Below are 22,473 nucleotides of genomic sequence, written 5' to 3' on the forward strand. Positions count from 1 at the left end.
CCTTTAGTCAATTCTCGACTTTTGGTGAAGCCTCTTTTTTTGCTTTTTTCTTACGTTCTCGAATGCTTCTAAAAAAGGAAGTTAACATTTCTCCACATTCATCTCCAAGTATGCCTTCGGTAACTTCACATTCGTGGTTAAATCGCGGATCATTAAGAAGCCGGTAAAGCGAATCAACACACCCGCCTTTTGGATCACGTGCTCCGTAGACCACACGTGGAATGCGTGACTGTAAAATTGCACCTGCGCACATCGGACAAGGTTCAAGTGTTACATATAGGGTTGTTTCTTCAAGCCGCCAACTTCCAACTTCACGGCACGCATCTTGTATCGCTGACAATTCCGCATGAGTTACCGCATTTTGAGTTGTTTCACGCAAATTATGCGCACGCGCAATAACTTTATCATTATGAACGATGATTGCACCAATCGGGACTTCGCCAAGGGCTTCCGCTTTCATTGCTTCGTCGATTGCCATTTGCATGTATTGATAATCTTTTTCATCCATAACCATCGCTCCCTAGCCATAGTGTAGCATTTTTTCGCAGAAATTGTTCCACGTGGAAAAATGCCGTAGAATAATGTCGATAAATAGCTTGAACGCTCTATTTTTCATTTCATTCGTGTGTTAAAATAAGAAGCACTATAATTATGATAGATGAAGGGGGACTTCTGATGCCTGTTCCGTTTATAACGGTTGAAGGTCCGATTGGCGTCGGAAAAACGTCACTTTCCAAAGCAATTGCAGAAACGCAACAATTTCATTTGCTTCAAGAAATCGTCGACGAAAATCCGTTTTTAAATAAATTTTACAAAAACATTGAGGAATGGAGTTTTCAAACCGAAATGTTTTTTCTTTGCAATCGCTATAAACAACTTAGCGATGTTAAGACTGAAATAACGATTGGACAAAAATCGGTCGTTGCAGATTACAATATATTTAAGAATTTGATATTTGCACAGCGCACGCTTGATTCAGTCGAATACAAAAAGTACGAAGAAATTTACACTATTTTAACGAAAGACATGCCGATACCAAATATAATCGTTTATTTGCATGCCAGTATCGACACGCTTATGGAACGTATTTCGCGGCGCGGACGCGACTTCGAGAAAAACATGGATCGTGCTTATTTACAGCAGCTTTCCGATGATTACGATACATTTATTACCCATTTTGAATCAACACATCCCAATATACCAGTACTTCGTTTTAATGGGGATGATCTTGATTTTGTGAACAATAAAAAAGACCTGCAATTTATATTAGATACAGTCGATTCGACGATTCGAAAAGGAGTTAGTTTTAATTGAACTTACGTGAAAAATATGGGATACCCAAAAATGCAGTGATTACTGTAGCAGGAACGGTAGGTGTGGGAAAGTCCACAATGACACAAGCTCTTGCAGATGCACTGGATTTTAAAACTTCTTTTGAAAATGTTGATGAAAATCCTTATTTGGATCGTTTTTACGATGATTTTGAAAAATGGAGTTTCCATTTGCAAATTTATTTTCTGGCAGAACGCTTTAAAGAACAAAAACGTATTTTTGAAAGCGGTGGCGGTTTTATCCAAGATCGTTCTATTTACGAGGATACAGGTATCTTTGCAAAAATGCATGCCGACAACGGAACGATGGATCCGGTCGATTATGATACATACACGAATTTATTTGAAGCGATGGTGATGACTCCGTACTTCCCGCATCCAAATCTGCTCGTTTATTTGGATGGTTCAATGGAAGATATCCTTCAGCGTATCGAAGAGCGTGGTCGTCCGATGGAACAACAGACGCCAATTTTGTATTGGGAAGAGATGCACGGACGTTATGAGCGTTGGATTAGCTCTTTCGATGCTTGTCCAGTGCTTAAAATCAATATTAATGATTATGATTTAATGAAAAATCCGCGTGAAATTGAACAAGTTATAGCACGGATTGGAAGCGCCTTGAAGTAAATAACTACAGAATAATATCGTAAGCAACCATTTTCATCTGGTTGCTTTTTTTGTTTGCCTTTATTTCACTGAATGGGCTTTTGTAGAATACACTAATAAAGATATTATTTAGCAAAGGAGAAATGATACAGTGTATTTTCATTCGAACAATGATTATTCATCCTTAATGAATTACTGGAATCCCAGTACGGCATATACAGCTCCGGTTAGGTATATTTTGAATACGCCTGATTTATTCGGGAGAAATTATTTGAGCAAGGCGGAAGTTGATTTTAAAAGTATGAATCGGCTTCTTTGGGAAGAACACGTCAACTGGACTAGAATGACGATAATCAGCATTGTGTTCAACTTGCCCGATTTACAGTATGTACAAGAGCGACTTTTGAGAAATGCGACGGACATGGGAAATTGTTTGCGTCCATTTTACGGTAATCAAATTGCTGACAGGTATGCAGAACTCTTAAAGGAACATCTTGTCCTTGCGGCGGAATTAGTAACGGCTGCCGCAAAAGGGGATGCAAAAGTAGCGTCGGAAAAAGAGAAAGAGTGGTATAGAAATGCGGATGATATTGCTCAATTTTTAAGTAGTATTAATCCGTGTTTTGATAAAGAAGATATTCGGACAATGCTTTATGAGCATTTAGCATTAACGAAATTTGAAGCTGTTTCTATGATTGAAAAAAATTATAAAGAAGATGTAGCGGTTTTTGACAAAATTGAGGCGCAAGCTTTGGAAATGGCGGACGTAATCTCTGACGGCATTATTCAACAATTTCCACGTATGTTCGGCTTATATTACACTTGCTAGGATAGCTATTAAAAAACAGCACACCATTTTACTTGGTGTGCTGTTTTGTTATACATAAGAAACGACTTTACTAAAAAACTCTTGATAAAGTTCCCTTAAGATTTTAGTTTCATCTTTTTTATCGACACCGAAGACGAGACTTACTTCGGATGATCCTTGGTTAATCATTTCAATGTTCGCCCCGGTGCGAGAAATAGCAGACGCTGCTCGTGCGGCGAGGCCTGTTGTATGGCGCATTCCTTCTCCGACCAGAACAACCATAGAATAATCCGTATTTCGCAAATGGACATCATCCGCTTCTAATTCTTCTTTTACACGACGAACAATTCTTTCGCTATTTTCTTCATTTAAAAATTTGCTCCGAATTATTACGGACAAATTATCAATCCCGGACGGAGTATGTTCAAATGGTATCTCCTCATCTTCTAATATTTCCAATAGGCGACGTCCGAAACCAATTTCTAGGTTCATTAAGTATTTATAGACGAATAGTGTTGAAAAACCGCTGTCAGCAGCAATACCAATGACGGGCTGTGCGGAATGATCACGATCTCTTACGATTAATGTTCCGGGAGCTCCCGGATTGTTCGTGTTTTTTATACAGACGGGCACGGACCGAAGAAAGGCAGGCATAAGTGCTTCATCGTGGAAAACAGAGAACCCAGCATAGGCTAGTTCACGCATTTCACGGTAAGTCATTTTTTCGATGGCAACAGGTTGGTCTACAATGGTTGGGTTTGCAGTGAACACCGAATCGACGTCAGTAAAGTTCTCATACAATTCCGCGCGAATCGCAGCCGCAACAATCGATCCTGTTATATCCGAACCACCGCGGTTAAACGTCCGTAATGTCCCGTCTTCCGTGTATCCAAAGAATCCAGGGAATACAATTATGCCTGGTTCGTCTTTTAATTTTTCAAGACGGTCGTATCCTTCAGGTAATGCACGGACACGTTCGGGACGATTATTAACAAGGAGTCCCGCTTTTTTTGGACAAACGTACTGTGCTTCGAGCCCAATGTGATTAAAGTATTCGGCAATTAACTTCGCATTATTATCCTCGCCTGCTGCTTTGATGGCGTCCATAAATAAGCCTTCATCTTCCTGATTTATAGAAAGACGTTCACGCAAGTCATTTTCGATAATGCTAATAATTTTTTCACCAAGTCCGAGACCTACTGCGATTGAACGATATCGATCGACAACACTTTCTAGCTCAATGTCGATGTTTTTTCGATTAAGAGCTGCTTCGGCTAGCTTAATCAGTAAATCCGTAACTTTTTCATCTTCATTGAATCTTTTCCCTGGTGCAGACACAACAATGATTTTTCTTGAAGAATCGCTCTTCACGATATTTGCAACTTTCTTAATCTGTTCCGCCGTGGCGACTGATGTTCCACCAAATTTACATACTTTCATTTTATCAAATCCTATCTCTCTATTAGTAATATATAGATAATTAAAAACGAAATTGACCAATGGGGTTGTATTTATTGTGAAACATCCTTATAATGTCCTTATGCACAGGTCAATTGTATTTACATAGTGTACATATAGTTAGGAGAATCGTCAAATGAAAAATGAAATTAATATTGGTCTATTAGGTTTTGGAACAGTCGGAAGTGGCGTCGCAAAGATAATGCATGGGCATCAACAAGACTTGCAATATAAACTCGGGGTGCAAGTGTCTATTAAAAGAGTACTAGTTAAAGATATTATGAAATCACGAGACACAGAATTAGCATCCGAAATTTTTACGAATAACTTGGAAGAAGTATTAAATGATCCTTCCATTGATTTGATTATTGAAGTGATGGGTGGCACGAATGGCGCGAAAGATGCAATTGAACGTGCTCTTCTTGCTGGGAAAGGAGTCGTCACGGCTAATAAAGATGTGATGGCTGAATATGGACAAGAGTTGTTGCAACTCGCAGATGAAATGAAGTGCGATTTATTTTATGAAGCAAGTGTTGGTGGGGGAATTCCACTTATTCGTACGATGGAAGATGGACTTGCCTCAGATCGAATCAGCGCATTAACAGGTATTGTTAACGGAACGACGAATTTTATTTTAACGAAAATGAAACATGAAAATATGACTTATGAAGACGCGTTAGCAGAAGCTACTCGGTTGGGTTTCGCCGAAGCGGATCCATCGGCAGATGTAGATGGTATAGATGCAGCTCGAAAAATGGTCATTTTAGCTTCCCTAGCATTTTCTACTGAAGTCCATTTGGATGATGTGTTCGTTAGAGGATTGAAAGAAATTCAAAATGGTGATTTAGAGTTGGCAGAAGGATTTGGATATACAGTGAAACTGGCTGGTTCTGCAGAAAAAGACGAAGATGGGATTGCCGTAGCGGTTGAACCTGTCCTCTTTCCGAATTCTCATCCACTTGCTTCTGTAAACAATGAATATAATGCAGTTTATATATACGGTGACGCAGTTGGTGAAACGATGTTATACGGACCAGGGGCTGGGTCACTTCCAACAGCTACTTCTGTGACAGCAGATATTGTTGCAGCTTGTCGAAATCTGCTACTCGGAATGAACGGAAAAAGACTTCATTCGCCCCAGCATGAGCGTAAAGTGAAAAGCGATGGCAAAAGATTTGCGCGGTATTTTCATCGGATTTTAGTGAAAGATGAAGTCGGTGTCTTAACAAAACTAACTGCAATTTATAGTAATCTTGGAGCGAGTTTAGCAACTGTCGTTCAACATCCCGATAACAAAGAGTCGGGAGCGGAACTTGTCTTCATTACACATCGCATGTCACGCCAACAACACTTAGATGTTATGGAAGAATTAAATCAAACACCGGAAGTACTTGAAGTATTAAGTCATTACCGCGTTGAAGGAGAGAAATAAGTATGAGATGGAAAGGATTACTTGAAGAATATAAAGAATGGCTACCTGTAACAGAAAACACACCAAGTTTAACGTTGCAGGAAGGGAATACTCCACTCATTCACTTAGAAAATCTGTCCGAACAATGGGGCGTTAATTTATATGTGAAAGTAGAAGGCCTTAATCCGACGGGTTCTTTTAAAGACCGCGGCATGGTTATGGCTGTGGCAAAAGCGAAAGAAGAAGGAAAATCAATTTTAATATGCGCGTCAACAGGAAATACATCAGCATCTGCAGCTGCTTACGGTGCACGGGCGGGAATGCGTACAATTGTTGTGATTCCGGAAGGACGTATTGCGCTTGGTAAGATGGCGCAAGCAAAAATGTACGGTGCAGAGATCGTTGAAATCGAAGGAAACTTTGACGAGGCACTCAGAATGGTTCGTGAAGCGGGTGAAGGTGACATCGCGCTAGTGAATTCCGTGAATCCGTATCGGTTGGAAGGACAAAAGACGATCGCTTTTGAAACGATAGACCAATTAGGTGAAGTACCGGATGTATTTGCCTTACCGGTAGGGAATGCAGGAAATATCTCTGCAGCTTGGAAAGGTTTTAAAGAATATGCAGATAAAAAAGGAACGACGCTTCCTGAATTATTAGGCGTTCAAGCCGATGGCGCGGCCCCAATCGTTTATGACCGTATCTTTGAAAATCCGGAAACAGTTGCAACGGCAATCCGAATTGGAAACCCGGCAAGCTGGGAGTTGGCCAAAACTGCTTTGAAAGAATCAGAAGGAACTATTTCAGCTGTGACAGATGAAGAAATTTTAGAGGCATACCAGCTTATCGCTTCCAAAGAAGGTGTTTTTGCAGAACCAGGTTCATGTGCATCTATCGCAGGCGTGAAAAAACAAGTTGAAAATGGTTCATTGAAAAAAGGAACGACAATTGTAGCAGTGTTGACTGGAAACGGATTAAAAGATCCAGACACAGCCATTGAAGTGAATAAAAATCAACCAATGTTATCTCGTAATCAGTTTGATCAATTGCTAGCTGACTTGAAAGCGGGGAAAAACTAATGAATATGCCGGGATTTTCGGTCGTCGTTCCGGCGTCAACCGCCAACCTCGGCCCGGGATTTGACTCAGTCGGACTCGCATTGGGTCTGTACATGACGGTAAATGTAAGTAGTCATGCACTTTGGAAAGTATCTTACAACAATGAAGAATATAATGGAATTCCAAACGACGAACAAAATCTAATCGTAAAAACAGTTATGAATGTTGCTGAAAAGTATGGAAAAAAACCTCCGACGTTATTGCTGAATGTTGACAGCGAGATCCCGCTCGGAAAAGGATTTGGGAGCAGTGCAACGGCGATTGCGGCGGGGATTGAAATTGCCAATCAAGTACTTGAATTAGGACTCGCAGATCGTGAAAAAGTAATGGTTGGAAGCCAAATCGAAGGACACGCGGACAATGTTTCGGCAGCATTATTAGGTGGGGCTGTAGTATCTTATTTCGACGGGGAGAGCATCGACTATATTCATATTGAAAAACCTACAGTTGGTATTGTCGTTCTCGTTCCTCCAAAAGTTTTACCGACGGAAGATTCAAGAAATCTATTGCCAGCTCAACTTAGCCACAAAGAAGCGACAAGAAACAGTGCGTCAGCCTGCGTGTTATCTGCAGCACTCGCGACAAACAACTGGGAAACAATCGGACGCATGATGGAAAAGGATGGATTTCATGAACCTCATCGAAAACATCTTTTTCCTAGTTTTGAAGAAATCAGGCAATCTTCTAAGGAGTTAGGCGCTTATGGCATGACGATTAGTGGAGCCGGCCCATCGCTTTTCGTTGCAGTTCCTATCGGAAAAGAAGATGTAATTGCTAATGAATTAGCCAAGCGTTATCCATTCTATAAAAGCATTATTACGCAACCTTCTGAAGCAGGATCAATCGTAAACTAAAAAGGCGAAACTCAAATGGTATGTTCCCCATTGAGTTTCGCCTTATTAATTAAAAAAGATCCTCTAGGAGAGGATCTTTGAATGGTATGGATATTTTATATTAAATACTGTTAATTGTCTAAGATAAAAATATGGCGGAGGAAGAGGGATTCGAACCCCCGCGGGCTTTAACACCCCTGCTGGTTTTCAAGACCAGTCCCTTCAGCCAGGCTTGGGTATTCCTCCATAGGACAATTAATAATTTATCATGTGCCAATTAAAATGTCAACAACTTCTTTATAAAAGTAGGAAATTTATTTTTGTATTGATTTTCACGAGTTTATTTAGTATACTTAGTAATGCCGTGCTAGGTGGGGAGATAGCGGAGCCCTGTAACTTGCAATCCGCTCTAGCAAGACTGAATCCCTTCCCGAGGCTGTCCGAATGTTTGGTCTGCCTTGTGCACGTAGTGTTGACGTTTGGGTCCTGCGCAATGGAAACCCATGAACCATGTCAGGTCCGGAAGGAAGCAGCATTAAGTGGAATTTTTCATGTGCCGTAGGGTCGCCTAGACCGAGCTGGCGACATGAGTAACGCTTATGTTCGGCTGTCGGAGGAAGGTGCACGGCATACATAATTATTCAACTCGCCCGAGGAATTGGGCGAGTTTTTTATTTCATAAAAATGTTATGAGAAACTATTTGTGGTATAATTAAAATATTATTGTATCGAAATGAAAGGAGAGGGAAGTGTTGGTGTATCAAGCCTTTTACCGTGTGTACAGGCCCCAAACTTTTGGTGAAATGTCTGGTCAACAACATGTGAAGCAGACGCTACAAAATGCCCTCCTTCATAATAAGACAACGCATGCATATCTATTTTCAGGTCCGCGGGGTACTGGGAAAACGAGTGCTGCAAAGATATTTGCAAAGGCATTAAACTGTGAAAACGGTCCGGCGAAAGAGCCGTGCAATGAATGCCCGACATGTCTTGGCATTACCGAAGGTTCGGATACAGACGTCATTGAATTTGACGCTGCGTCGAATTCACGTGTTGAAGAAATGAGAGAAATCATAGAAAAGGTTCGATTTGCACCGTCGAATTCACGTTTTAAAGTTTATATCATAGATGAAGTCCATATGCTTTCAAACTCGGCGTTTAATGCGTTGTTGAAGACGCTCGAAGAACCACCGTCTCATGCTGTATTTATTTTGGCAACAACAGAACCACATAAACTTCCGTTGACAATTATTTCAAGATGTCAGCGCTTTGACTTTAAACCAATAACACAAAATGATATTGTTGACCGCATGAAAACAGTACTTCATGATACTGGAATAGAATCTGATGAAGACGTATTAAAAATCATTGCGCAAGCAGCATTGGGCGGAATGCGCGATGCGCTCAGCATGCTTGACCAAGTAGTTTCGTTTAGTGGAGAAAGATTAACCGTTGAAGACGCCCTCCTCGTGACTGGTTCTATTGGTGAAGATGTTTTTTATCAGTTGGCCGGGGCGCTACTCGAAAAAGATGCAGGAGCGGCTTTGTCATTATTCGATCGTCTAATTACTGAAGGAAAAGATGTATCTCGTCTTGCAGAGGATTTAATCACATTCTTCCGTGATTTATTGTTACTGCGCACTGCGCCAGAATTACAGGATTTGTTGGAACTTGTTTCCGGTGATGACCGTTTTAAAGAAATGGCTAAAGGGTTCGATCCGGATGTATTGTATTCATTCATCGATATACTTTCGAAAACACAACAGGAAATGCGGTTCTCCAATCATGCAAAAGTATATATAGAGTCTGCTCTTTTAAAAATGATTCATATAGAAGGAAACTCATTTCAAGTTCAATCAGAAAGCAGTTCTGTCATTAATCCAGCTATAATGGATAAGGTTACAGAATTGGAGCGAGTTGTCAGCGAGTTGCAACAACAAATCAAATCGGGGGCTTCTGTACAAACAGTTGCTGGAGATACCCCTGTCCAGCGAAAAAACCCGTCGAGGTCATCGCAGATATTAAGGGTTCCAACAGGTAAAATTAATGAGGTATTGAAGTCTGCTACGAAAGAAGATATCCAAACAATACGGGAAAATTGGGCAGGTATGATGCAAACAATGCAAAAGTCGCATTCAGCCCTTCTTGAGGAAACGGAGCCTGTTGCTGCATCATCGCAGTCATTTGTGTTAAAATTCAAGTATGAAATTCATTGTCTAATGGCTTCTGAAAACACGTCACTCCGATCGAGTTTATCAAATGCGTTACAATCCCAAACTGGAATAGCATATGAGGTTGTGTACGTACCTGAGGACGGATGGCAAAAAGCACGCCAAGACTTCATCCGAAATAATAATCTTGAACGAACTGAACCTTCGAATGATAAACAATCAACAACAGAACAAGAAGCGGAATCAGTTCTCTCCTTTGTGCAAGAGGCTGAGCAAGAAAACTTAGATCCGATTGTTACGAAAGCGGAAAATATTTTTGGCAAAGAATTCATAGAAGTATATGATGATTAAAGAATGCAGTTGTATTTTATCACTGCAATTAATTAATAAATAATGAGGAGGAAATAAACATGCGTGGTATGGGAAATATGCAAGGTATGATGAAGCAAATGCAGAAAATGCAAAAACAAATGGCAGAAGCACAAGAAAAACTAGGTGAAGAGCGTTTAGAGGGTACAGCAGGTGGCGGCATGGTTAAAGTGGTCGTTTCTGGAGATAAAGAAGTACTTGAAGTTGTTATCAATCCAGACGTTGTGGATCCTGAAGATGTTGAGATTTTACAAGACCTAGTTGTTATTGCTACAAATGAAGCAATGAAAAAGGCTGAAGAATTAACAAGCTCCACGATGGGACAATTCACGAAAGGATTGAACCTTCCTGGAATGTTCTAGGAGGAACAATTATGCATTATCCAGAACCAATCTCAAAACTAATTGATAGTTTTATGAAACTGCCAGGTATCGGTCCGAAAACTGCGGGCCGACTGGCGTTTTTTGTGCTAAGCATGAAAGAAGACACCGTCCTTGATTTTGCAAAAGCACTTGTCGACGCAAAAAGGAATCTACGTTTTTGTTCAGTGTGCGGGCATATTACAGATATCGATCCTTGCCATATATGCCAAGACCAATCGCGTGACAGGTCGCTAATCTGTGTTGTCCAAGATCCAAAAGATGTAATAGCGATGGAGAAGATGAGAGATTATCAAGGTCTTTACCACGTTTTACATGGCGCGATTTCTCCAATGGATGGCATTGGCCCGGAAGATATTAATGTACCTTCACTGTTAACTCGGCTTCAAGACGAGGAAGTAGAAGAGTTGATATTGGCTACCAATCCTACGATTGAAGGCGAGGCAACTGCAATGTATATCTCAAGACTTGTAAGACCGTCTGGTATTATGACGACACGAATTGCTCACGGATTACCTGTAGGCGGCGATCTAGAGTATGCAGATGAAGTAACATTGTCAAGAGCGCTTGAAGGACGTCGAGAACTTTAAGGTTTTTTGAAATGAAAGCAAAGTGTGAGATGCAAGCATTCCGAGTGGCGTTGGATAGGAGTGGTGTCAATGTTTAAAAGAAAAAGCAAGCTTAAAAGAGAGTACGACGAGCGTCTTCGTTCATTAATGGTAGAGACTAGAACCGAATGGGAACAAGCAAAGGTTATTGAACAGCATCTTGATGATTACGATCAAGAAGTAATCATTCGACGAAAAATAGCTGAAAGTAAACATTTCTATTTATATAAAGAAGCAAAGGCACGCAAACTTGGAAGTGAATAATATAATTTCACGAGACCGCATATGATGAACTAATCATAACGAAAAGAGGCGTTCTCGTGAAAATAGCTATTGGGATACTTGTAGCGGGTCTAATTCTTCTCTTCCTATTAATGGACAAGAAGCAAGTGAAAAAGGTTTTCGAACGATTATCAATCTATTGGTTCCGGTTAGCGTTTGCCTTTTTAGTTTTATTCATTATGAATGTTGCAGCAGGATTTGTTGGTATTTATGTTCCTGTGAATATAGCATCGGGTCTAGTTATTGCTGTCTTGGGTATTCCAGGCTTCGCGTCAATTTGTGCTTTAGCATTCTTTTTGTAAAAAGGGGTTGCATTATAGTTGAGCGCCTGTTATAGTTATGAATGTCGCCAAATTCACCACAGAAACAACGAAAAAGAAATTATAAAATGTTGTTGACAAGGTCGAGTGAGTTTGATATGATATAAGAGTTGCTGTCGAGAGATGGTGGCGCCGAAACAAATATGTGAGCGAAGTTCTTACTTATATAATGAACCTTGAAAACTGAACAGCAAAACGTCAAGATATAACGTTTCGTTAAATCGAAACAAAAACGAATCTTCGGATTCGAAGTCAGCAAAATGAAACTCGAGCTATTCAAGTTTCTCTATTATGGAGAGTTTGATCCTGGCTCAGGACGAACGCTGGCGGCATGCCTAATACATGCAAGTCGAGCGAACATTATAAGGAGCTTGCTTCTTATAATGTTAGCGGCGGATGGGTGAGTAACACGTGGGCAACCTGCCCTGCAGATGGGGATAACTCCGGGAAACCGGGGCTAATACCGAATAATCAGTTTGTTCGCATGAGCAAACTCTGAAAGACGGCTTACGCTGTCACTGCAGGATGGGCCCGCGGCGCATTAGCTAGTTGGTGGGATAACGGCCTACCAAGGCGACGATGCGTAGCCGACCTGAGAGGGTGATCGGCCACACTGGGACTGAGACACGGCCCAGACTCCTACGGGAGGCAGCAGTAGGGAATCTTCCACAATGGACGAAAGTCTGATGGAGCAATGCCGCGTGAGTGAAGAAGGTTTTCGGATCGTAAAACTCTGTTGTGAGGGAAGAACAAGTACGGGAGTAACTGCCCGTACCTTGACGGTACCTCATTAGAAAGCCACGGCTAACTACGTGCCAGCAGCCGCGGTAATACGTAGGTGGCAAGCGTTGTCCGGAATTATTGGGCGTAAAGCGCGCGCAGGCGGCCTTTTAAGTCTGATGTGAAAGCCCACGGCTCAACCGTGGAAGGTCATTGGAAACTGAAAGGCTTGAGTACAGAAGAGGAAAGCGGAATTCCACGTGTAGCGGTGAAATGCGTAGAGATGTGGAGGAACACCAGTGGCGAAGGCGGCTTTCTGGTCTGTAACTGACGCTGAGGCGCGAAAGCGTGGGGAGCAAACAGGATTAGATACCCTGGTAGTCCACGCCGTAAACGATGAGTGCTAAGTGTTAGGGGGTTTCCGCCCCTTAGTGCTGGAGCAAACGCATTAAGCACTCCGCCTGGGGAGTACGGCCGCAAGGCTGAAACTCAAAGGAATTGACGGGGACCCGCACAAGCGGTGGAGCATGTGGTTTAATTCGAAGCTACGCGAAGAACCTTACCAGGTCTTGACATCCCGCTGCCCGGCATAGAGATATGCCTTTCCCTTCGGGGACAGCGGTGACAGGTGGTGCATGGTTGTCGTCAGCTCGTGTCGTGAGATGTTGGGTTAAGTCCCGCAACGAGCGCAACCCTTAACCTTAGTTGCCAGCATTCAGTTGGGCACTCTAAGGTGACTGCCGGTGATAAACCGGAGGAAGGTGGGGATGACGTCAAATCATCATGCCCCTTATGACCTGGGCTACACACGTGCTACAATGGACGGTACAGAGGGTTGCCAACCCGCGAGGGGGAGCTAATCCCATAAAACCGTTCCCAGTTCGGATTGCAGGCTGCAACTCGCCTGCATGAAGCCGGAATCGCTAGTAATCGTGGATCAGCATGCCACGGTGAATACGTTCCCGGGTCTTGTACACACCGCCCGTCACACCACGAGAGTTTGTAACACCCGAAGTCGGTGAGGTAACCCTTTTGGGAGCCAGCCGCCGAAGGTGGGACAGATGATTGGGGTGAAGTCGTAACAAGGTAGCCGTATCGGAAGGTGCGGCTGGATCACCTCCTTTCTAAGGATTATGTTCGAGAGCGAAAACACTTCGTGTTTGACCTTTCAACATTCGGAATGCAGATTCTATCTGCAAGGTTCTTTTAGCAATTATTCAACTGCGTTGAAATAATCTTGCTAAAAAACCCTCTTGACGTTTTGCGTTCAGTTTTGAAGGCTCATTAAGTTTATTAAGTGTTTTTCACTTGATAAATTATGAACTTTCAAAACTTGTTCTTTGAAAACTGGATAAAACAATATTAAGAGTAACAAATCAAGTAATCAATCGAGTCGATTACATTTGTAATTGACAATGCAATACCTTTTTAATGAACATTGACTTTACATCGCTGTCTAGTCGTGTTCAAGAAAAGTATTTAACAGTGACCAGAGCATTCAAATGCAATGAAAACTGATGAATATTTTAGGTTAAGTTAGAAAGGGCGCACGGCGGATGCCTTGGCACTAGGAGCCTAAGAAGGACGGCACTAACACCGATATGCTCTGGGGAGCTGTAAGTAAGCTTTGATCCAGAGATTTCCGAATGGGGAAACCCACTGCCCGTAATGGGGTAGTACATGTACGTGAATACATAGCGTACTTGAGGCAAACCCGGAGAACTGAAACATCTAAGTATCCGGAGGAAGAGAAAGAAAAATCGATTCCCTGAGTAGCGGCGAGCGAAACGGGAATAGCCCAAACCAGGAAGCTTGCTTCCTGGGGTTGTAGGACACTCTATACGGAGTTACAAAGGAATGAATTAGACGAAGCGACCTGGAAAGGTCCGCCGTAGTGGGTAAAAGCCCCGTAGTCGAAAGTTCATTCTCTCCAGAGTGTATCCTGAGTACGACGGAACACGTGAAATTCCGTTGGAATCCGGGAGGACCATCTCCCAAGGCTAAATACTTCCTAGTGACCGATAGTGAACCAGTACCGTGAGGGAAAGGTGAAAAGCACCCCGGAAGGGGAGTGAAATAGATCCTGAAACCGTGTGCCTACAAGTAGTCAGAGCTCCGTTGATCTTTTCTTCGGAATTGATCACGAGTGATGGCGTGCCTTTTGTAGAATGAACCGGCGAGTTACTGATTCCATGCAAGGTTAAGCAGTGAATGCGGAGCCGCAGCGAAAGCGAGTCTGAATAGGGCGATTTAGTATGGGGTCGTAGACCCGAAACCAGGTGATCTACCCATGTCCAGGGTGAAGGTAAGGTAACACTTACTGGAGGCCCGAACCCACGTATGTTGAAAAATGCGGGGATGAGGTGTGGGTAGCGGTGAAATTCCAATCGAACCTGGAGATAGCTGGTTCTCTCCGAAATAGCTTTAGGGCTAGCCTCAAACGTTAGAATCTCGGAGGTAGAGCACTGTTTGGACTAGGGGCCCATCCCGGGTTACCGAATTCAGACAAACTCCGAATGCCGAAGATTTATGTTTGGGAGTCAGACTGCGGGTGATAAGATTCGTAGTCGAGAGGGAAACAACCCAGACCACCAGTTAAGGTCCCCAAATATCCGTTAAGTGGAAAAGGATGTGGCGTTGCCCAGACAACCAGGATGTTGGCTTAGAAGCAGCCACCATTTAAAGAGTGCGTAATAGCTCACTGGTCGAGTGGCGCCGCGCCGAAAATGTACCGGGGCTAAACGGATTACCGAAACTGTGGATTGACACCTTTGGTGTCAGTGGTAGGAGAGCGTTCTAGGGGCGTTGAAGTCAGACCGTAAGGACTGGTGGAGCGCCTAGAAGTGAGAATGCCGGTATGAGTAGCGAAAGAAGGGTGAGAATCCCTTCCACCGAATGCCTAAGGTTTCCTGAGGAAGGCTCGTCCGCTCAGGGTTAGTCGGGACCTAAGTCGAGGCCGAAAGGCGTAGACGATGGACAACAGGTTGATATTCCTGTACCACCTCCCCGCCGTTTGAACAATGGGGGGACGCAGTAGGATAGGGTGAGCGCGCTGTTGGTTATGCGCGTCTAAGCAGTAAGGTGTGAAACGAGGAAAATCCCGTTTCTATAACATTGAGCTGTGATAGCAAGGGGAATTATCCCCGGAGTCCCTGATTTCACGCTGCCAAGAAAAGCCTCTAGTGAGGCGGGAGGTGCCCGTACCGCAAACCGACACAGGTAGGCGAGGAGAGAATCCTAAGGTGATCGAGAGAACTCTCGTTAAGGAACTCGGCAAAATGACCCCGTAACTTCGGGAGAAGGGGTGCTCTGGTAAGGTGTTAAAGCCTGAGAGAGCCGCAGTGAATAGGCCCAAGCGACTGTTTAGCAAAAACATAGGTCTCTGCAAAACCGCAAGGTGAAGTATAGGGGCTGACGCCTGCCCGGTGCTGGAAGGTTAAGAGGAGAGGTTAGCGCAAGCGAAGCTTCCAATTGAAGCCCCAGTAAACGGCGGCCGTAACTATAACGGTCCTAAGGTAGCGAAATTCCTTGTCGGGTAAGTTCCGACCCGCACGAAAGGCGTAACGATTTGGGCACTGTCTCAACGAGAGACTCGGTGAAATTATAGTACCTGTGAAGATGCAGGTTACCCGCGACAGGACGGAAAGACCCCGTGGAGCTTTACTGCAACCTGATATTGAATTCTGATGCAGTCTGTACAGGATAGGTAGGAGCCTGAGATTCCGGAGCGCCAGCTTCGGAGGAGGCGTTGGTGGGATACTACCCTGACTGTATTGGAATTCTAACCCATGCCCCTTATCGGGGCAGGAGACAGTGTCAGGCGGGCAGTTTGACTGGGGCGGTCGCCTCCTAAAGAGTAACGGAGGCGCCCAAAGGTTCCCTCAGAATGGTTGGACATCATTCGTAGAGTGCAAAGGCATAAGGGAGCTTAACTGCGAGACCTACAAGTCGAGCAGGGTCGAAAGACGGGCTTAGTGATCCGGTGGTTCCGCATGGAAGGGCCATCGCTCAACGGATAAAAGCTACCCCGGGGATAACAGGCTTATCTTCCCCAAGAGTCCACATCGACGGGAAGGTTTGGCACCTCGATGTCGGCTCATCGCATCCTGGGGCTGTAGTCGGTCCCAAGGGTTGGGCTGTTCGCCCATTAAAGCGGTACGCGAGCTGGGTTCAGAACGTCGTGAGACAGTTCGGTCCCTATCCGTCGCGGGCGCAGGAAATTTGAGAAGAGCTGTCCTTAGTACGAGAGGACCGGGATGGACACACCGCTGGTGTACCAGTTGTCTTGCCAAAGGCATCGCTGGGTAGCTACGTGTGGACGGGATAAATGCTGAAAGCATCTAAGCATGAAGCCCCCTTCAAGATGAGATTTCCCATTACGCAAGTAAGTAAGATCCCTCAGAGAAGATGAGGTTGATAGGTCCGGGGTGTAAGTGCGGCGACGTACGTAGCTGACGGATACTAATTGATCGAGGACTTAACCTATTCAAGTTAAAAGGGTTTGATTGACCCTGATTTGTGAAAAGATTATTCGTTTTATCCGGTTTTGAGCGAATAAGCTCAAGTCTGGTGACGATGGCGAAGAGGTCACACCCGTTCCCATACCGAACACGGAAGTTAAGCTCTTCAGCGCCGATGGTAGTTGGGGGCTTCCCCCTGCAAGAGTAGGACGTTGCTAGGCACTTAAAGAGTCATTACCTTAGTGGTAGTGGCTTTTTTTGTTTGTTGTTAAGGTTATAAATTAAATGTTTACCGTAAGGTAAAATCTGACTAAAGGTTAAGCTCTTCAGTGCCGATGGTAGTTAGGGGCTTCCCGCTGCAAAAAGTTCGGATTCCAAAGGAATACGAACTTTTCTGCGTGATATTCGCGTATTTTGCGAATATCTAAGCAAAAGTTTTAGGACGTTGCTAGGCACTTAAAGAGTCATTACCTTAAATGGTAGTGGCTTTTTTTGTTTATGGATTTATTGAAAATCATAAATGGTAGGTTTTTCAGCACAAATAGTGATTGCAAAAGTTGAAAAACTCTCAAACGACTAAAGAGAATTCAAAAGCGAACAGACGGCTCTACATAACTAAAAAACCTGTAATTATACTATTTACCATTTACCTTCAAAAAACAGTTCATTTAACCTTATCTGACGGCATCTTCTCGATTAATCGTACAGCAACCTTTATAATAGAAATATGAAAAGGAAGTGATTTTTCTAATGGACTATGCAAATCGACCGCTTGTCCATAGACTAATGAAGTTTAAAGAAGCGGATCCAGTTTCTTTCCACGTGCCGGGACATAAAAATGGTGCGTTATCGGGATTGCCAGCCGAGTTGCGCACAGCGCTCGCTTATGACATTACGGAACTTGAAGGGCTTGATGATTTACATCAACCGGAAGGCGTAATTGAAGAGGCAGAGCAGAAGCTAACCGACTTTTATCGTTCGGATAAAAGTTTTTTTCTTGTAAACGGTTCGACTGTTGGAAATTTAGCGATGGTTTATGCGACTTGTGCAGAAGGCGAGACAGTAATCGTGCAGCGAAATGCGCATAAATCAATTTTTAATGCGATTGAACTGACGGGAGCAAGGCCGGTTTTTATTAGCCCGGAATGGGATAGCATCGCGAAAACTGCGGGAACGGTGACTGCGAAACAGGTTGAAAAGGCATTGACAAGTTTTCCGGAGGCGAAAGCAGTCATACTGACCTATCCAACGTATTATGGGACAACGGGTGAGGAACTGGAAGAGGCGATTCGGCTTTGTCACGAACGAGAAATTCCAGTACTTGTAGATGAAGCACATGGTGCTCACTTTACTATTGGAGAACCATTTCCTGCATCAGCACTTGATTTAGGAGCAGATGTAGTTGTTCATTCAGCGCATAAAACTTTGCCGGCGTTGACGATGGCCTCATTTTTACATGTACGCTCAAATCTAATTGCTTCTGAAAACATTGCACGTTATTTGCGGATGTTGCAGTCAAGCAGTCCTTCATATCTCTTAATGGCTTCGCTTGACGATGCTAGAGCATACGCGGAATCCTATGCTACAGAAGATATTAAAGATTTTATGAAAAAAAGAGCAGGCTTTTTAAAGCGCCTAAATGGGATAGCGCGCCTGGAAGCGATTGAAACAGACGATCCATTAAAACTTATGCTGCGAGTGAATGGGTACTCGGGATATGATATACAAAAAGCGATGGACCAGGTTGGAGTTTACGCAGAATTAGCTGATCTATATCAGGTGCTTCTAGTGCTCCCACTACTTAAAAAAGATCAGGAATATCCTTTCGAGGAAGCGGCTAAGAGAATTGAAAAGGCTATTGAGTACACGATTACGTCAAAGGTGAAGATGAAGCTGCCTGAGTTACCAGTATTCAATCAGGTTATTTCAAAGCCTTGCTATATAATGAGAGAACTCGAACTACTACATACAGAGTGGATTCCATATGAAGAATCAATTGGAAGGATAGCGGCTGCTTCACTAATTCCTTATCCACCGGGAATCCCTTTAATGCTTGCTGGTGAGAGAGTAACTGAGTATCACATACAATCCCTTACGTCATTACTAGCTACAGGCGCAAGATTTCAAGGGGCAATTCGATTACATGAAAAACAAATTTTTGTCGTAACTAACGAGGCGGAGGAATAAAATGAAACAGAACGGGTTATTTATCACCTTTGAAGGACCTGAGGGGGCTGGTAAAACAACGGTTATTTCGAAGTTGTGTGACCGATTGAAAGCGGAAGGTAGACATGTTGTTCTTACGCGTGAGCCTGGAGGCATTCGAATAGCGGAAAAGATTAGGACGGTTATTCTTGACACGGACAATGTGGAAATGGACGCGAAAACAGAAGCTCTTTTATACGCTGCCGCAAGACGACAACATCTTGTTGAAAAAGTGATTCCAGCACTAAACAATGGTGCAATTGTTTTATGTGATCGATTTATTGACAGTTCGCTTGCGTATCAAGGATATGCACGGGGGCTTGGAGTTGATGAAGTTCTTCAAATTAATCAATTCGCAATTGGAAACACGATGCCGGACTTGACCGTGTTTTTCGATATAAATCCAGCAGAAGGACTTTCACGCATTGCGCAAAATAATGAACGTGAGCTGAATAGACTGGATAAAGAAAATGTTAGTTTTCATGAAAAGGTTTATGAAGGTTATAAAGAGTTGATCCAACGTTACCCAGATAGAATCGTAACGACCAATGCACGCCTTTCGGAAATGGATGTAATAGAGAATGTTTGGAAAATTGTTAGGTCTCGACTGATGTAATGTATGTATTCATGGTATAATAAAGGGAAAGAGGGAAAAAAGGAGAGATGACCGTGAAATTAATAGTAGCAGTTGTTCAGGATCAGGATAGTAACCGTTTGTCGGCAGCATTGACGAAAAATGACTTTCGGGCGACTAAACTTGCAAGTACAGGCGGGTTTCTAAGGTCGGGAAATACGACATTCCTAATCGGTACAGATGACAGTCTAGTTGAGAAAGCTTTAGAACTTATCCGAGAAAATTGTCGTTCACGGGATCAGATGGTTGCTCCGGTTTCACCAATGGGCGGCAATGCAGATTCTTATATTCCCTATCCTGTAGAAGTGGAAGTTGGAGGAGCAACTGTATTTGTTCTGCCAATTGAACACTTTCATCACTTTTAACATCCTGCACCTTAATGGCAAATTACGAGACTTTTAGATGAACTATCGACTTCTTCTATCTGAATGTCACGTAATTTGCTTAATGAGTTAGGGTGTTTATCAAAACTCTATCATTGAAAGATTAATTTATCCGTGTATTCATGAGTAAACACGGTTTTTTGAAACACGGAGGTGTGAATCACATTGGAAAATAAAGAACAATATAATATTATTAACCGTCAAAAACCAGTCATTGATAGGCTGAGTGCATCATACAAAAATGGCAGAATTGGACATGCATATCTGTTTGATGGCGAGCATGGGACGGGAAAAGAAGCGACTGCATTCTATTTTGCTAAACTGCTTTTATGTAAAAATCCCGAAGATTATCGTCCGTGTGAAGACTGTAATTCTTGCAGACGCGTTACGAATGGAAATCATCCAAATGTAACAATTACCCGACCTGATGGACAACAAATAAAAAAAGATCAGATAGATGAGCTTATAATGGAAATGACGAAAAAAGGTTATGAACAAGGTAGAAAAATTTACATCGTTTCACGTGCAGACCGGATGAATAGTTCATCAGCAAATACGCTATTAAAGTTTTTGGAAGAACCAGATGGTGATGTCACGGCAATTTTATTGACTGATTCCTATCAGTCAATGTTGCCAACGATACGGTCTCGTTGCCAGCGTATTTCATTTCTTCCGCCTTCTCGGGAAATGATGATTTCAGAACTTGTTGAAAAAGGAATAACAACTTCGATGGCGGCTACTGTCACGATGGTAACTGCCGATATAGAGGAAGCTATTCTCATCGCCCAAGATGATGCATTTGCGCATATGCGAAAAACAGTGTTAAAATTGATTATGGCATCAGAACGAAATGTTCATGAGGCGTTGTTGTTCATCCAATCGGATTGGTCTCGTCATATAAAAGAAAAAGATGATACAGACCGTGCGCTTGATTTATTGTTATATGCATATCGAGATATTGTTGTATTTAAAACGGGATTGCAATCGATCCCGACGTATCCGGACCAGCAAGAATTTTTCAAAGGCCTGGCGATGAAAATGACGTATAACGAACTTTCTGTCACGATGGAAGCCATTCTACAGGCGAAGAGGCAGATGCATGGCAATATGAATCGAATGCTTCTTATGGAACAACTGGTGCTCAACATGCAGGAGGGGTTACTCGTTGTATAAAGTAGTAGGAGTCCGTTTTAAAAAAGCGGGTAAAATATATTATTTCGATCCACTTGATTTTGAACTAAATATAGACGAATACGTAATTGTTGAAACAGCACGCGGGGTCGAATACGGAAAAGTAGTTATACCTGCGAGAGAAGTTGGCGAAAATGATGTTGTCTTGCCATTAAGAAAAGTGGTTCGCCCTGCTTTGGAGGGAGACATCGAAAAAGTAGATGAGAACCGACAAGAGGCTGAAAAGGCATTCAATACAGGGGTCAGTAAGATTTCCGAACATAATCTCGAAATGAAGCTCGTTGACGTTGAATATACATTCGATCGAAATAAGATTGTCTTTTATTTCACAGCAGAAGGTCGGGTCGACTTTCGAAATCTTGTTAAGGACCTCGCATCTATTTTTCGCACCCGCATCGAATTGCGACAAATCGGTGTAAGAGACGAGGCAAAAATGCTTGGCGGTATTGGTCCGTGCGGTCGAATGCTCTGCTGCTCAACATTCCTTGGTGACTTTGAACCCGTTTCAATAAAGATGGCAAAAGATCAAAATCTATCGCTAAATCCTTCAAAAATTTCGGGATTATGCGGGCGTCTCATGTGTTGCTTGAAATATGAGAATGACGATTATGAAGAAGCCAAAAAAATGATGCCTGATATCGGGGCGCGTATTGATACGCCTGAAGGACCTGGAAGGGTTGTTGGCTTGAACTTACTGGAACGTCTTCTACAAGTTAGATTATTAGATGAAGAGCATGTTCTTGAGTACACTTTGGAAGAAATTATGGATCCGAAAAATAAGATGGTCCATTTAATAAAATGATGGAGGTGGAATAGTTGAAAGAAAGGAATTTTCTGGACAGAGTAATGGAGTTTGAGCAACAGCTGGACTCCATGAGTATACAATTCCGCGAATTGATGGGATTCATCGCTGAGATGACGGAAGAGAACCATTCGCTTCAACTTGAAAACCATCATCTACGAAAACGGCTTGAAGATATGGATAAACAAAATGAAAAGAATTTGCAAAAACAGCAACATGAGAAGAAGACAAATGCGGTTGATGTGGGAGAAGGCGTTGATAACCTTGCTCGGCTTTATAATGAAGGGTTTCATGTTTGCAATGTTCATTATGGAAGCATTCGAAAAGGAGAAGACTGCCTGTTCTGTTTGTCTTTTTTAAATAAACAAAATGTATGAAATTAG

At 42.9% G+C, this 22,473-nt stretch carries 19 protein-coding genes, 1 tRNA gene, 3 rRNA genes and 1 other RNA gene; 21 read left to right on the top strand and 3 right to left on the bottom strand.

Annotated features, from left to right (window positions below; all coding sequences use genetic code 11):
- Positions 1–7: 7 nt before the first annotated feature.
- Positions 8–508, bottom strand: coding sequence for a tRNA adenosine(34) deaminase TadA (gene tadA, locus JSQ81_RS12420; RefSeq protein ID WP_371812381.1), 501 nt, complete (start codon positions 506–508; stop codon positions 8–10).
- Between the two features lie 167 nt (positions 509–675).
- On the opposite strand from tadA, the gene JSQ81_RS12425 reads away from it, so the two are divergent.
- The 3 genes from JSQ81_RS12425 to JSQ81_RS12435 all read left to right on the top strand — a co-directional run bounded on the left by JSQ81_RS12425 (position 676) and on the right by JSQ81_RS12435 (position 2,766).
- Positions 676–1,314 (top strand): deoxynucleoside kinase, encoded by a 639-nt coding sequence (locus JSQ81_RS12425; RefSeq protein ID WP_212604374.1) that lies wholly within the window; start codon positions 676–678, stop codon positions 1,312–1,314.
- On the top strand, positions 1,311–1,958 hold the full coding sequence (locus JSQ81_RS12430; protein ID WP_212604375.1) for a deoxynucleoside kinase: 648 nt from the start codon (positions 1,311–1,313) through the stop codon (positions 1,956–1,958). The genes JSQ81_RS12425 and JSQ81_RS12430 overlap by 4 nt, the downstream gene beginning before the upstream one ends.
- Before the next feature lie 166 nt (positions 1,959–2,124).
- A complete protein-coding gene (locus tag JSQ81_RS12435) occupies positions 2,125–2,766 on the top strand; it encodes a hypothetical protein (protein ID WP_249336727.1) in 642 nt (213 codons plus the stop codon).
- Positions 2,767–2,814: 48 nt separating this feature from the next.
- Here JSQ81_RS12435 and JSQ81_RS12440 read toward each other — a convergent pair whose 3' ends face one another.
- On the bottom strand, positions 2,815–4,185 hold the full coding sequence (locus tag JSQ81_RS12440) for an aspartate kinase (protein ID WP_212604376.1): 1,371 nt from the start codon (positions 4,183–4,185) through the stop codon (positions 2,815–2,817).
- A 154-nt stretch (positions 4,186–4,339) separates the two neighbouring features.
- Between JSQ81_RS12440 and JSQ81_RS12445 the strand changes: the two genes are divergently transcribed.
- Genes JSQ81_RS12445 through thrB form a run of 3 tightly spaced genes read left to right on the top strand, consistent with a single transcriptional unit; the run spans position 4,340 to position 7,586 of the window.
- Positions 4,340–5,635 carry a homoserine dehydrogenase gene (locus tag JSQ81_RS12445; RefSeq protein ID WP_212604377.1) on the top strand — a complete coding sequence of 432 codons (1,296 nt, stop codon included), beginning with the start codon at positions 4,340–4,342 and terminating at the stop codon, positions 5,633–5,635.
- A 2-nt stretch (positions 5,636–5,637) separates the two neighbouring features.
- On the top strand, positions 5,638–6,693 hold the full coding sequence (gene thrC / locus JSQ81_RS12450; protein WP_212604378.1) for a threonine synthase: 1,056 nt from the start codon (positions 5,638–5,640) through the stop codon (positions 6,691–6,693).
- Entirely contained in the window at positions 6,693–7,586 is an 894-nt protein-coding gene (gene thrB, locus JSQ81_RS12455) for a homoserine kinase (RefSeq protein WP_212604379.1), read from the top strand. The genes thrC and thrB overlap by 1 nt, the downstream gene beginning before the upstream one ends.
- Before the next feature lie 132 nt (positions 7,587–7,718).
- Here thrB and JSQ81_RS12460 read toward each other — a convergent pair.
- A tRNA-Ser gene (locus JSQ81_RS12460) sits at positions 7,719–7,811 on the bottom strand.
- Positions 7,812–7,927: 116 nt separating this feature from the next.
- On the opposite strand from JSQ81_RS12460, the gene ffs reads away from it, so the two are divergent.
- The 15 genes from ffs (at position 7,928) to yabA (ending at position 22,467) form a co-directional block, all read left to right on the top strand.
- An RNA gene (gene ffs / locus JSQ81_RS12465) (signal recognition particle sRNA large type) lies at positions 7,928–8,193 on the top strand.
- A 124-nt stretch (positions 8,194–8,317) separates the two neighbouring features.
- The gene (dnaX, locus tag JSQ81_RS12470) at positions 8,318–10,087 is read left to right on the top strand and encodes a DNA polymerase III subunit gamma/tau (protein WP_212607655.1); all 1,770 of its coding nucleotides are present in this window, start codon (positions 8,318–8,320) and stop codon (positions 10,085–10,087) included.
- 59 nt (positions 10,088–10,146) lie between these two features.
- Positions 10,147–10,467, top strand: coding sequence for a YbaB/EbfC family nucleoid-associated protein (locus tag JSQ81_RS12475; protein WP_172373828.1), 321 nt, complete (start codon positions 10,147–10,149; stop codon positions 10,465–10,467).
- 11 nt (positions 10,468–10,478) lie between these two features.
- On the top strand, positions 10,479–11,075 hold the full coding sequence (recR, locus tag JSQ81_RS12480; RefSeq protein WP_172373826.1) for a recombination mediator RecR: 597 nt from the start codon (positions 10,479–10,481) through the stop codon (positions 11,073–11,075).
- A gap of 69 nt (positions 11,076–11,144) precedes the next feature.
- Complete coding sequence (locus JSQ81_RS12485; RefSeq protein WP_212604380.1) at positions 11,145–11,357, top strand: YaaL family protein; 213 nt, start codon at positions 11,145–11,147, stop codon at positions 11,355–11,357.
- Positions 11,358–11,413: 56 nt separating this feature from the next.
- Positions 11,414–11,677 carry a pro-sigmaK processing inhibitor BofA family protein gene (locus JSQ81_RS12490; protein ID WP_212604381.1) on the top strand — a complete coding sequence of 88 codons (264 nt, stop codon included), beginning with the start codon at positions 11,414–11,416 and terminating at the stop codon, positions 11,675–11,677.
- 306 nt (positions 11,678–11,983) lie between these two features.
- A 16S ribosomal RNA gene (locus JSQ81_RS12495) occupies positions 11,984–13,539 on the top strand.
- 405 nt (positions 13,540–13,944) lie between these two features.
- A 23S ribosomal RNA gene (locus JSQ81_RS12500) occupies positions 13,945–16,900 on the top strand.
- 80 nt (positions 16,901–16,980) lie between these two features.
- Positions 16,981–17,096: ribosomal RNA gene (gene rrf / locus JSQ81_RS12505) — 5S ribosomal RNA — on the top strand.
- The 16S, 23S and 5S rRNA genes sit together here, the layout of an rRNA operon.
- A gap of 529 nt (positions 17,097–17,625) precedes the next feature.
- Positions 17,626–19,062 carry an aminotransferase class I/II-fold pyridoxal phosphate-dependent enzyme gene (locus tag JSQ81_RS12510; RefSeq protein WP_212604382.1) on the top strand — a complete coding sequence of 479 codons (1,437 nt, stop codon included), beginning with the start codon at positions 17,626–17,628 and terminating at the stop codon, positions 19,060–19,062.
- Position 19,063: 1 nt separating this feature from the next.
- Positions 19,064–19,696 (top strand): dTMP kinase, encoded by a 633-nt coding sequence (tmk, locus tag JSQ81_RS12515; RefSeq protein WP_212604383.1) that lies wholly within the window; start codon positions 19,064–19,066, stop codon positions 19,694–19,696.
- 53 nt (positions 19,697–19,749) lie between these two features.
- Positions 19,750–20,079, top strand: coding sequence for a cyclic-di-AMP receptor (locus tag JSQ81_RS12520; protein ID WP_172373751.1), 330 nt, complete (start codon positions 19,750–19,752; stop codon positions 20,077–20,079).
- A 183-nt stretch (positions 20,080–20,262) separates the two neighbouring features.
- Positions 20,263–21,270, top strand: a complete 1,008-nt coding sequence (gene holB, locus JSQ81_RS12525) for a DNA polymerase III subunit delta' (protein WP_249336534.1) — start codon at positions 20,263–20,265, stop codon at positions 21,268–21,270.
- Entirely contained in the window at positions 21,263–22,090 is an 828-nt protein-coding gene (locus JSQ81_RS12530) for a PSP1 domain-containing protein (RefSeq protein ID WP_212604384.1), read from the top strand. The genes holB and JSQ81_RS12530 overlap by 8 nt, the downstream gene beginning before the upstream one ends.
- A gap of 14 nt (positions 22,091–22,104) precedes the next feature.
- On the top strand, positions 22,105–22,467 hold the full coding sequence (gene yabA, locus JSQ81_RS12535) for a DNA replication initiation control protein YabA (protein ID WP_212604385.1): 363 nt from the start codon (positions 22,105–22,107) through the stop codon (positions 22,465–22,467).
- Positions 22,468–22,473: the final 6 nt, after the last annotated feature.

The organism is Sporosarcina sp. Marseille-Q4063 (genome assembly GCF_018309085.1).
In the GTDB taxonomy this organism is placed as follows: domain Bacteria; phylum Bacillota; class Bacilli; order Bacillales_A; family Planococcaceae; genus Sporosarcina.